The 12,237-nt window shown below is 44.2% G+C and carries 9 protein-coding genes; 6 read left to right on the top strand and 3 right to left on the bottom strand.

Features of this window, described 5'->3' with window-relative positions; translation table 11 throughout:
• Positions 1–16 precede the first annotated feature (16 nt).
• Positions 17–1,654: an IS66 family transposase gene (gene tnpC, locus DBT50_RS07305; protein ID WP_181566155.1), complete on the top strand. Its 1,638-nt coding sequence runs from the start codon at positions 17–19 to the stop codon at positions 1,652–1,654.
• A gap of 92 nt (positions 1,655–1,746) precedes the next feature.
• Here the strand turns inward: tnpC and DBT50_RS07300 are convergent, their stop codons facing one another.
• Positions 1,747–2,886, bottom strand: coding sequence for an MFS transporter (locus DBT50_RS07300; protein ID WP_111852672.1), 1,140 nt, complete (start codon positions 2,884–2,886; stop codon positions 1,747–1,749).
• A gap of 315 nt (positions 2,887–3,201) precedes the next feature.
• Between DBT50_RS07300 and DBT50_RS07295 the strand changes: the two genes are divergently transcribed.
• Together DBT50_RS07295 and DBT50_RS07290 are read left to right on the top strand one after the other, a co-directional pair.
• Entirely contained in the window at positions 3,202–4,392 is a 1,191-nt protein-coding gene (locus tag DBT50_RS07295) for an oxidoreductase (RefSeq protein WP_111852671.1), read from the top strand.
• Positions 4,393–4,482: 90 nt separating this feature from the next.
• Complete coding sequence (locus DBT50_RS07290) at positions 4,483–5,412, top strand: diacylglycerol/lipid kinase family protein (protein WP_181566152.1); 930 nt, start codon at positions 4,483–4,485, stop codon at positions 5,410–5,412.
• 135 nt (positions 5,413–5,547) lie between these two features.
• On the opposite strand, the gene nth is transcribed toward DBT50_RS07290, so the two are convergent.
• Positions 5,548–6,210, bottom strand: coding sequence for an endonuclease III (gene nth / locus DBT50_RS07285; RefSeq protein WP_111852669.1), 663 nt, complete (start codon positions 6,208–6,210; stop codon positions 5,548–5,550).
• Positions 6,211–6,384: 174 nt separating this feature from the next.
• Positions 6,385–8,256 carry a flavocytochrome c gene (locus tag DBT50_RS07280; protein WP_111852668.1) on the bottom strand — a complete coding sequence of 624 codons (1,872 nt, stop codon included), beginning with the start codon at positions 8,254–8,256 and terminating at the stop codon, positions 6,385–6,387.
• Positions 8,257–8,538: 282 nt separating this feature from the next.
• Here DBT50_RS07280 and DBT50_RS07275 point away from each other — a divergent pair, with 282 nt between their 5' ends.
• The 3 genes from DBT50_RS07275 (at position 8,539) to DBT50_RS07265 (ending at position 12,185) form a co-directional block, all read left to right on the top strand.
• Positions 8,539–10,080, top strand: coding sequence for an ABC transporter permease/substrate-binding protein (locus DBT50_RS07275; protein WP_111852667.1), 1,542 nt, complete (start codon positions 8,539–8,541; stop codon positions 10,078–10,080).
• Positions 10,080–11,048 carry an ABC transporter ATP-binding protein gene (locus DBT50_RS07270; protein ID WP_111852666.1) on the top strand — a complete coding sequence of 323 codons (969 nt, stop codon included), beginning with the start codon at positions 10,080–10,082 and terminating at the stop codon, positions 11,046–11,048. The genes DBT50_RS07275 and DBT50_RS07270 overlap by 1 nt, the downstream gene beginning before the upstream one ends.
• A 129-nt stretch (positions 11,049–11,177) precedes the next feature.
• Complete coding sequence (locus tag DBT50_RS07265; RefSeq protein WP_060778648.1) at positions 11,178–12,185, top strand: ornithine cyclodeaminase family protein; 1,008 nt, start codon at positions 11,178–11,180, stop codon at positions 12,183–12,185.
• Positions 12,186–12,237 lie beyond the last annotated feature (52 nt).

The raw sequence follows: 12,237 nt of genomic DNA, 5'->3' as shown, positions 1-12,237 counted from the left end.
AGTAAGGAGGATGACTATGGCTTCAAATAGAGAACAGCAATTACTTGAGGAAATTAAAGTATTGAAGAAAATGATCAATCATCAAAAACGTGTCATCGACAGTCAGCAGTCATCCATCGACAATAAACAGAATGAATTAAATCATCAGAATAAACTACTAAAAAATAAAGAAGTAACGATTGCTCATCAAGATGAATTGATTCACTATTTGAAGAAAAAGCTCTATGGTCGTTCGAAAGAAAACTTAGTGGATAATAATCAGCTAAGTCTTTTCGAAGTCGATGCTAGTGATTTGATCAGTGAAAAAGAGGATGAAACTTTTGAAACGATTAGTTATCGTCGCAAAAAACGACCAAAAGGTCGTAAACAAGTAATTCTTGACAATTTTCCTGATTATGATCTTCATTACACCTTAGAAGGTGAAGATCGCAATTGCTCTGGATGTCAACAAGAAATGGCAGAAATTGGCCAAAAGAAGATTCGCCAACAGTTACGCTACGTTCCTGCGGAAATTCGTTGTGAGAATGTTATTCAGCATAGCTATAAATGTACGAATTGTTCAGAAAAAGCGGGGAAAGAAATGGTGATCAGTGCGGATGTTCCAAAACCTGTCTTTAATGGGAGCTATGCGACCGCAGGTCTTGTCTCTCACTCACTTCAACAAAAATATGAGCTGAAAATTCCTGCTTACCGCCAGGAAGGTGAATGGGAAAAGATGGGCTTACCGCTCTCTCGTCAAACGCTCATTAATTGGCATGAAAAAGCAGCAGAATATTACTTTGAGCCTCTTTATCGACTGCTTTCTGGAAAGCTAATCAAACAGCCAGTCATCCATATGGATGAAACGAGTTATAAGGTCATTGAGCATGAGAAAGAAAAGACCTATTACTGGTTAACGTGCTCTTCTCGAGAAACTCAGCAACAAATCTATCTCTACCACCATTCTCCTGGGCGAGGCTTTAATGACCTTCCCAAGGGAATGGCTGAATATGAGGGTGTGATTCATTGCGATATGTGGCATGTCTATCCAAAAATAAATAGAGTGACTATTGCTGGCTGTTGGGCGCATTTAAGACGAAAGTTTTATGATGCCTTACCACCTAAAAAATATCAAGGTCAATTCCTCAGCTCATGGGCAGTAAAACAATGTGACCAATTTTTCACTTTAGAAAAGAAATGGCAAGATTTATCGATAACCGAACGTTTAGATAAACGCCAGAAAATTTTAAAAGTGAAAATTGACCACTTTTTCGAACGCCTTCGTGAGGAATCATCTACTGCTGGAGGAAAATTAGTAACAGCCATCGCCTATGCCTTAAAATATGAAGCTTATTTTAAAGCATTTTTGGAAAATGGTGCGGTTGAAATGAGCAATAACCGGGCAGAGCGTGGCATAAAAGCACTCGTAATAGGTAGAAAAAATTGGTTATTTTCTACCTCTTTTAAAGGTGCTCAGTATTCTGGAATTATTCTATCGATCATTGAAACTGCTAAGGCCAACGGCCTTGATCCTGAAAAATATCTCACTTTCTTATTAAGTGCCATGCCGAATGAAAAGCATCTAAGTGAAAAAGTGCTTGAAGATTATCTTCCCTGGCATCCCGCTATCCAAGCGATCTGTCGAAAAAAATTAAAAAGAGAATTACTTAAATAACAAAAAATCTTGATAAGTTTAGCATACAGAGTACTTAAGAACTCTTCGCTAGCTTATCAAGATTTTTTGAATTCTATTCTCCTATTTGACGCTTACAAATATTTATGGTTAAAGAAAACCAAAAAGAAGACAGCTAAGGCAAAGCCAATGGAAATCCAAAGGGTCCCATCGAGCCCGAGCGAAGCGATAGTTAAGCTACCCAGTAAACTAGACAGCATGATGGCTAAATCGTAGGAAGTCGCGCTGACGGAATTGGCTAAGGCCTTGCCATGGTCAACTTGTTTGGTCGTTGCGGTTTGCAGGAGAGTCGTCATCGGTGCAAAGCCTAATCCCCAGAGGGCAAAAGCCAGATAGTTAATCAAGGGACTAGGGAGGTTAACCACTAAAATAAAAATGGCGATGGCGGTTAGGGCCGAAATGGCTAGGGTTAACTTGAAGAGATAGCGGTCAATAAAGCGGGCGACAATGCCGATCGATAGAAGGGCGCCAACCCCAAAGGCCGCTTGGGCAGAGGCCACGGCAATACCGGCTGTTTGGGCAATCAGTTGGATAAAGATGTAGGAAACATATTGGGCCATCACGATCAGAATCGTTGCCAAACTGGCGATCAGAATCCCCTTGTTCTTTAAGAGTTTACCGTAATTGTTATCGGCATTGTATTCTTCACCTTCTACTGGAGGGAAGAGTTTCAGACCAAGGAGAGCGGAGGCAATAAATAAAAGCGTAATTAAAACAAATCCCATCCGCCAACCAAAGGCCTTAGCAAAGAGTGTCGCTATCGGTAGGCCGACACTCAATCCAAAAGTTACTCCCGCCAGGACAATGGCAGTTCCGCGTCCTGCTAAGTGCAAGGGTAAAAAGCCAATAGGGTAAGACCCTAACATAGCCCAGAGCGCTCCCGCAGCGGCTCCAGCGATAATCCGTGCCAAAAAGGCGATCAGAAAGTTAGGAGCAAAAGCAATGCATAAATTGCTGACAGCGAAGAAGCCACAGACCCATAGCAAGTAGGTTTTCCGGTTGACCTGGGAAAAGGCCCGGGTAATGGGAATACCGACTGCGGCCGACATAATGGCATAGGTCCCAATAAAGAGACTCATCCGTCCTAAAGGCACGTTAAAAGCACTGGCCATTTCTTGCAAGAATCCTGAAGGCAGTAATTCTGAAATCATCGCAATACAAGCGATAAAGGAAAGTATCAATAAGTTTTTCCAAGGAAGTTGCTTAGTACTCATAAAACAGTCCTTTCTTTTATTAATAAAATTTTATACAACCATTGCTATCATATCACGAAAGCAGGGAGATAAAAGAAAATTTAAGCCAAAAGAATTGAGAATTTCACTCAAGAAAAGGGACTAAAAATAGCGAATTTTTTGCCTAGTTAATCAATGTTCACGATTGAACAGAAGTAAAATTCATCATTTTCTGGAAATTTTAGCGAATTTTGCTAAAATAATGTCCAAAGGAAAAAACAAAACAGGCCATTTCTTTTTGGGCTCAATAAGCATTAATATAAGAGAGACTGGCTTGCTAGCGAAAGGATACTTATTATGACTAAAAAATTAACTGATACCGTTACTTTGCGGCATGGGGCTCAATTAAAGGGCCGGATTGTCCAACCGCCAATGTTAACTAATAGTGGATTGAGCCAAGGTTTTGTCAGTCAAGACACCCTAGATTATTACGCAGCGCGTTCAGAATCAGCTGGATTGGTGATTGTCGAATATTGCTATGTGATTAAGGATGGTGGTCCCTCCCATACCTGGGCAGCCAACAAGGAGCAGTTAGGGATCCAAAGTGATGATCACATCGAAGGCTTAAGTAAAATTGCCAAAAGTTTAAAAGCAAAAGGTAACAAGGCCGTTATTCAATTGAACCACTCCGGCCGGGAATCCAATTTTCCAGCCCGCCACGGTGGCCGCGCCTTAGCACCGAGTGCCATTGACTTTTCTTTCTTAGACTATCCAGTCCAAGAAATCACTGAAGAAGAAATTGAAGCGACCATTAAGGCTTTTGGAGAAGCTACCCGACGCGCCATTAAAGCCGGTTTTGATGGAGTAGAGATCCATGGGGCTAACCACTACCTCCACCAACAATTCTTCTCCAAATGGTCCAACCAACGGACCGATAAGTGGGGCGGTTCCTATGAAAACCGGACGCGCTTTATTCGTGAAGTTAATGATGCGGTCTTTGAAGTGGTTAAAAAAGAGGCTCCGGCTGACTTTATTATCGGTTACCGGATTAGTCCGGAAGAAATTCACGGCGATAATGTGGGCTACACCTACGAAGATTCAACCCGCCTAGTGGAAGACTTAGGTAAGGATTATGACTTTGACTATATCCATGTTTCTAACTTAAACTATAAGGGCAAACCTGCCGGTCAAGACAAGACCTATTCCCAATTTTACCGCCAAGTCTTGCCAGATGAAGTCAAGCTGATTGTTGTTGGTGGGATTACTGATGAAGAAAAGGCCCAAGATGCCCTGAACTATGCTGATCTAGCAGCAGTCGGCCGGGGGACTTTGATTGATCCACAATTTGGGAAGAAGATTTTAGAAGGTCGCGGTGATGAAATCGTTACTGCCATTTCGCCAGAACAAGTGAAAATTTCAAAACTACCACCCGCTTTGATTACTCTCTTCTCAGACCCACAAATGCCACTGAAAATGCCAGGTCGTGAGTCGATCTACCATCTGCATGATATCTATAAGGGAGACGACTATTACCGCGAAGGCTATTAATAGTCAGCCTTAGTAAGCTGTCAAAAACTAAGAGAGAAGGACCATAACAAGCAGGCCAAGGACTCATTAGCAAAAAAAGGGGACATGACTGTGATTGAGATTATTTGCCATGAAGAGGCTGGATTAGGCCGAGGAAGGGAAGTACTAGACCAGGTCCAAGCTTATCTTGATGACCACCAGCAGGGCTATCGGGTGCATACTACTGCTTATCCGGGCCATATCTTTGACTTAGTGCCAGAGCTCCTGGATAATTTTCAAAAAGAGAGCCGCCTCTTGGTGATTGGTGGCGATGGGACCCTCCATGAACTGGTAGCCGTCCTCCAAGCTCAACAAGTCGACATTCCCTTGACCTATTTACCTGCGGGCTCGGGTAATGATTTTTCACGTTATTTCCAGCAGGATAAAAGCAACTTGTCTGACTATCTAGCTCCTTTAGTGGAAGAAAGATCTCCTAAAACCCTTCCCATCTACCACTATCAATTGGGCCAACACGGGCGAAGACGGTCCTTGGTCAATAGTTTAGGGTTGGGTTTTGACGGAGTGGTCATTGAACAAGCCATCAAACTCAAAGAAAGTAAGGGGATCTTTGACAAGCCTTGGGGCAATAAATTACGTTACCTAGTAGGTCTCTTTCAAAGCTTACCCCGGCTATCACTTTTTAATTGTCAATTGAAAATCGATGGCCAGCCCTATCATTTTGACCGCTGCGCCTTGGTAGTCTTTATGAATAACCCTTACTTTGGCGGGGGCATTCATCTCTACCCCTTGGAAAAATTCTCGGACCGCAAAGTGTCTGTCATTGTTATTCATGATATTAAAGCTCAGGGGATTTTAGACCTCCTCTACCGTATTTTTATCAGTCACCAGCAAGAGTCCTCTCCTTATATGACTCATCTAAGCGGAAAAGTGGTTGAAGTAGAGATTAACAGACCAATGATTAGCCAAGTCGACGGGGAAAGTTTAATGATTGATCAATATCCGGTCCGGGTCTGGCAAGGTCAGCAAGATTTCTATCTGTAATAGCAGTCGATTGGCCTCTAATGAGACTAGAAACCATAAAAAGTGACTATCAAATTTTTTAAAGTACTGACTTCTTTGGTGGTACAAGAAAGCGAGTAGACCCTTTGTTGGACCTGCTCGCTTTTCAATTTGGTCTTATTTTTCGCCTTCTTTAGGTAATAGGTCTTCTTCGCTAGGATCAGGAAGCTGGAATAATTGCTCATAGGCAAAACATTGGGGGTTTCTAGCGGTACAGATATAACGTCCGAAGCGGACCAAGGCTTGGTGGGCTTGCCGCCATTGTGATTCGTCCAATAAATCAGTCACTCGTTTTTCAACCTCTTTTACGCTAGCGTCTTGGTCCACGATGCGGTGGTGCTTGCAGACTCTTTGAACATGGGTATCGACCGCAAAGGCGGGGACGTCATAGGCGATGCTGAGAACTACATTGGCTGTTTTACGACCGACGCCAGTGATGCTTTCGATATCTTTACGGGTATTGGGTACCTGACCGTCGAAGTCTTCAATAATTTGTTGGGCCGCTTTTTGGATGTATTTGGCCTTGTTTTTATAGAGACCAATAGGTTGGATGTAGGGTTCCAAGTCTTTAGGGTCGGCCGCGGCCATTTTCTCGGCAGTGGGGTAGTCCCTGAATAATTTGGCAGTGACCTTATTAACGCCTTGGTCAGTAGTTTGGGCGCTGAGAATGACAGCAATTAGCAATTGAAAATTGGTCTCATAGTTTAATTCAGTGGTCACATGAGGATAGAACTTAATCATCTCTTGGAGGAGATAATAGGCATTTTGGTCAGATAACATAAGGGTCACCTTTCTTAGTGGAATTCAGCAAGCATTTCTTCGAGTTTGAGAGAAATTTTTGCTAGTAATAACTATACTTTACCATGACTTGAAGAAATTCGCTGTTTAGGTCATTGCAATAGAAAAAGCTGAGCACTTTTGTACTCAGCTTTTTGAGACTTAGGAGGTATTTTACTAAGCTTCTTGACTAGCGTTCTTACCGGCAATTCGGCCATAGGTAAAGATGTCAGCTAAGGCGTTACCACCTAAACGGTTACCGGCATGGACACCACCAGCTACTTCACCAGCAGCGTATAATCCTTTGATGATTTCACCATCTTGGTTAATGACATGGGCATCGGTATCGATCTTTAAGCCCCCCATGGTGTGATGGACAGCAGGTTTACGTGGGGTCGCATAGAATGGAGCCACTTCAACCTTTAGATCGAAGGCGTTCTTATGGAAATCAGGGTCTTCCCCTTGGTCCACATAAGAATTATAGGTCGCTACGGTTTCTTCTAGCACACTAGGGTCAACCCCAATTTGTTCTGCTAGTTCGCCAATGGTATCCGCCCGGAAGAGGGTGCCATCTTCCACTTGTTGGTCGATTTTTTCTTGGCTGGTATTATAGGCCGTTTTCTTAATTTCATCGTCAGCAATTAAGTAGAAGAGACTGCCGTTAGCGATGGCAGCCTTGGAAATTTCATCCCGGGTACCAAATTCATTAACGAAACGTTTGCCTTCTTGGTTGACCATGAGGAAGTTAGCTGGTGGAACTTGTAGACCGGTGAAGAGGGCTCCAGTTTCTGGGTCACAGGTTGGGAGCATTTGGATCATGCCCATGTCGACTAAGTCAGCGTGGACCTGTTCCCCTAATTGAATCCCGTCACCAGTGATGGCAGGGGAGTTAGAGGTTTTAATGTCATCGTCAATCCGTTCCCAGTAGGTGTTGTATTCTTGGAGCATCTTAGTGTTTGCCCCGAAACCACCAGAACCTAAAACAACAGCTTTGGCTCTAACGGTTAAGCTAGCGCCTTGGTGGTCTGCTTTCACTCCAACGACGCGGTCGTCTTCGACGATTAATTCGTTAACGCGGGCATCAGTGATGATTTGGCCGCCATTGTCTAAGATGAATTTTTCGAGGTTCTTGACATAGGCATAGCCGTTGTCACTGGTTGGTTGGTGACCACGACGCCACATGGCCCCAACTGGCATAGCAACACTTTCGTAGTTAAATTCAACCCCGATATCTTCTAACCAATGCACGGAATCTAGTACATTATCGGTAAGGGTTTTGACTAAGTCATAATTCCCGTAGACTTGATTGCCCTTGAGGTCAGTCCGTTTACCGCCAAGGTAGGTTTGGATCCGGTGAAAGAGGGTGGAGTCGAAGAGGTATTCGTCCTTACCATCAACTTCCTCTAAGTAAGCCTTAATTTGTTTTCTTAATTCGCGGAAGTCTTCTAAGTATTCTTGGTCGATTTCGCTTTCATCGACATTGTAGATTTCTTCGAGGGTGTGGTCTTCACCAGGAAGTGCTTCAAACTTATTTTGCCATTCAGGGTCAGCTGCATTCATGGGGCCACCAGTACGGACGGTATTCCCACCGATCACTGGGAATTTTTCTAATAGGATAACCTTTTTACCGCTTTGTAAACTAGCAGCAGCTGCGGATAGACCAGCACCACCACCACCAACGACTACGATATCCGTTTCCAAGCTTTCATCTTGGGCGGTTTCTTTTTCAGGCTTAGGACGTTGGCGTAAGACTTCTGGATCGGCACCGGCTTCTTTAACCGCGTCGGCAACCCCATCGATAATGCCGTGGCTAGACACAGTAGCACCAGAGACGGTATCTACATTTAAGGTTTGCCCAGTAATGATGTCTTGGGGCACTTCAGTAAAGACCGGGCTAGCGATCCCCTTGGTTTCCCCGCTAGAATCGACCTCGATTTTTTCGATCCGGTGCTCAGATAGCTCGACTGTCATGGGGAGAGAGCCGTTATGCCCATTGGCACGCACATGATAGGTGCCTGGTTTAAAAGTTACTTCTTTAAATTCACTCATGCTGCTATTCCTTCTTTCTATTTGGTATTTCTTGACACCTTAAGAATAGCACAAGTGGCCTGTTTTTGTCAGCGCTTACACCCACTTTAATCGCCTTTAGCTATGCCTTTTTAAGGTGTCTTTGATGACTGAACAGTTATATAACGAGGGTGGGTAGCCATGCTTTAAAATTGCTATTTACTTCCCTTTAATTTAAGCTAATGAGAGCTTTAATACTCATCTAGCCAGGAGAAAAATCAGCCAGTAAATAGTGACAACTAAGCATAGTAAGAGGATGGACAAATGATTGCAGAATTAGGAAATATTTTTCAAGAACGTGGCAGTGATCTGATAGCGGCGACCTGGGAACACTTGACCCTGTCGCTAACCGCCTTATTAATTGCCCTTATCATCGGGATTCCTTTAGCGATTGGACTCCGGTCCCAGCCCCGGATCGCTGAGGGAGCGTTGCAGGTCACCAGTGTCTTACAAACCATTCCTTCATTAGCGCTTTTGGGGCTTTTAATTCCCTTAGTTGGGATTGGAACGGTGCCAGCCTTAATCGCCTTAGTCGTCTATGCTCTCCTGCCTATTTTTCAAAATACCTATGTGGGGCTCACAGAGATTGATGCTTCTATCGAAGAGGCGGCGGTGGCCTTTGGTATGTCCCCCCTGCGTCGCTTATTAAAGGTGGAAATACCGATCGCATTGCCTGTCATTGTGTCTGGGATCCGCCAAGCCCTGGTTTTAATTATTGGAACGGCTACCCTTGCTGCTTTGATCGGTGGTGGAGGGCTTGGGACTTTCATCCTCTTGGGAATTGACCGTAACCAGCCGCTCTTAACCTTAGTGGGGGCGATCGCTTCAGCCCTCTTAGCTTTGATTTTTTCCACCTTAATAAAGTTTTTGCAGAATAAGAGTCCTCTGGTGGTGGTAACTAGTCTCTTGGGACTGTTTCTTGTGATTGGAGGGGCGAATCTTTACCAAAATGTTCAAGCCCCTGATCAAAAAGTGGTGATTGCTGGGAAATTAGGCAGTGAGCCGGATATCTTGATCAACATGTACCAAGAGCTCATTCAAGCTGAAGATGATCAGTTTCAAGTAGCATTGAAGCCCAATTTTGGCAAGACCAGCTTTCTCTTTGAAGCGCTTTCCCACCAAGAGGTGGATATCTATCCGGAGTTTTCCGGAACTATTCTTGGCAGTCTCTTGGAAAATCAGCCATCTAGTCATCCAGGACAGCTTTCTAAGGGAGAAACCTATGACTTGGCTAAACAAGGTTTGGAGAAAGAATACCAACTTACCTTATTAGACCCTATGGCCTATGAAAATACCTATGCGATTCTGATGCGCCGTGACCAAGCGGAAGCCATGGGGATTAAGAAAATTTCTGATTTAAAACCCTATGCGGATAAGTTAAGTGCGGGCTTTACCTTAGAATTTATCGACCGTGAAGACGGCTACCAAGGCATCCAATCCCTTTACCAATTGCACTTTGGCCAAGTCTCCAGTATGGAACCGGCTCTACGCTACCAGGCCATTGCCCAGGGGGAGGTCGACCTGGTGGATGGTTATTCAACCGATAGTGAAATCAAAGCCTACGACCTGGTAGCTCTAGAAGATGACTTAGGTCTCTTTCCCCACTACCAGGGAGCACCGATGTTAAGACTCGACTATGCCCAGGACCATCCCCAAGTGGTAGCAGCCCTGAACCGCTTAGCCGGTATGATTACGGAGGAAGAAATGATTCAAATGAACTACCAGGTCAGTCAAAAAGGCCAGTCAGCCAAAGACGTTGCTCATCAGTTCTTACTTGACAAAGGCTTGATTGGAGGTGGCCAATAATGGAAGATTTTATCCATTTTGATTCCGTGAGCAAGTTCTACCAAGATAAGTTAGTGGTCGATCACTTAGACCTACAAATTTCTAGCGGGGAATTCTTTGTTCTGGTGGGGCCCTCGGGGAGTGGTAAAACCACCAGCCTAAAAATGATTAATGGTTTAGTCCGCCCCGAAGCGGGAAGGGTTTACTTTAAGGGGCAAGATATCCGTTCCTATAACTTGAATAAAATGCGCTGGCAGATGGGCTATGTCCTGCAAGATATTGCTCTCTTTCCCACCATGACTGTTGAAGAGAATATCGAAACTATCCCGGAAATGATCGGCATGGCTAAACAGGAACGACAAGCCCGAACTAGAGAGCTCCTCGACCAGGTTGGCTTAGATCCGGAAAAATATAGTCAACGTTATCCCCACGAGCTCTCTGGGGGTGAACAGCAGCGGGTGGGGATCTGTCGGGCCATTGCTGCTAAACCGCCTTTAATTCTGATGGATGAGCCTTTTTCCGCCTTAGACCCACTTTCTAGGGAGTCCCTCCAGGAACTTTTACTGGACCTCCACCACAAAATCCAAACCACCATTGTCTTTGTTACTCATGACATGGATGAGGCTTTGCGCTTGGGAGACCGGATTGCCATCATGCAAGCCGGGCGCCTAGTCCAGGTTGATAGCCCTAAAAATATCAAAGCCAAGCCAGCCAATGAATTTGTCCGCCACTTTTTTAAACAGGGGAGTTTAGTGGCAGAAGAGCCGACTTCAGTCGCTTCACTCTTACAGGCTTTGCCAGCGATAAAAGGAGAAGTGGTTGGAGAAATGGCTAAAGACATGCCCCAGCTTGATAGCCAAGCTTCGCTGACTGAGCTCTATCAGGTTCTGTCTCAAGAGGAAGCGGTGCTTATTAGCCATGAGGGGAAAACCCTTGGTTGCTTAAGTCGCTCGGAGGTCTTTATTTATCTGGCTGAAGAAGAAAAATAATCGGTCAGTTTTAACCCAAAAATTGTCTCAACCCTTAGCCATTGAAATTGGCCAAGGGCTTTTTTATAACTTTTTTCTGAATTATTGTTACTATATAGGTGGATATTGTTATAGAAAGGAAGTTGTTATATGACAGAAACACGATTATTGGACCAAGAAACCATTAAGAAAATGTTGACCATGGACAAGGTGAATGAAATTGTCGAAAAAACTTTCCAAGAGGTAGGGGAACGTCGGGTGAAGAACCCCACCAAGGTCACCTTAGATCTAGGAAACAACAGTGATTGGCCTGAATATGAAGGCTATATGAATGCTATGCCTGCTTATATAGGTGGTTTAGATGTTGCTGGTCTAAAATGGGTCGGTGGTTTTGATGGCAAACGGAAAGAAGCCGGCTATCCTTACATTAATGGGCTCATTCTCTTAATTGACCCTCAATTAGGGACCTTTAAAGCAGTGATGGATGGGACCTTAATTACTAACCTCAGAACTGGTGCGCAAACGGCTGTTGCTATTAAGTACCTAGGCTTTGAGAAAGGGTCTGACCTTAACTTAGCCCTCTTCGGTACCGGGATGCAAGCGTCGATGCAACTCCATGCCATTGCTGACTGGTTTAATATTAAACATGTTAACCTCTGGCACTACCATGACAAAGGCGTTAAGGAATTTATCGCGGAACACGAAGACTTAGTGGATGGTGATATTGACTATGTGACTGATGTCAAAGAAGCCTGTGACGCCGATATTGTGATTACAGCAACCAAATCACAAGAAGCCTTACTTGACTACCAAGACATTTCTGGCGACACGGTCATAATTCCAATTGGGTCTGGTCATGAAATTGGTAACCACCTGATTAACTATTCTGACCATATTGTTGTCGACCATATTGGCCAAGCCCTACACCGTGGCGCTTTAGCAGATGCAGCGACCAAGTCAATTATTGATGAAGATGATATTGATGCAACCATTGGTCAATTAGCTTCAGGTCGTTTAACCTTACCAGGACTACGCAAGGGGACCACTATATGTGTACCAATCGGTATCGGTGCCTTAGACATTGCCATTGCTGGTCAATTAGCCAAAGAAGCAGAAGCCGAAAATATCGGTTCCACCTTCTCCTTCAACCCTTATTAAAATAAGCGATTTAAAAAAGGCTGCCACAGTTTCGTTAGGAATCAAAACGAAG

This window comes from Aerococcus tenax (assembly GCF_003286645.3).
Lineage (GTDB): Bacteria > Bacillota > Bacilli > Lactobacillales > Aerococcaceae > Aerococcus > Aerococcus tenax.
Note: the sequence above shows the minus strand (reverse complement) of the source record. Positions and strands in the feature narration are given on the sequence as shown.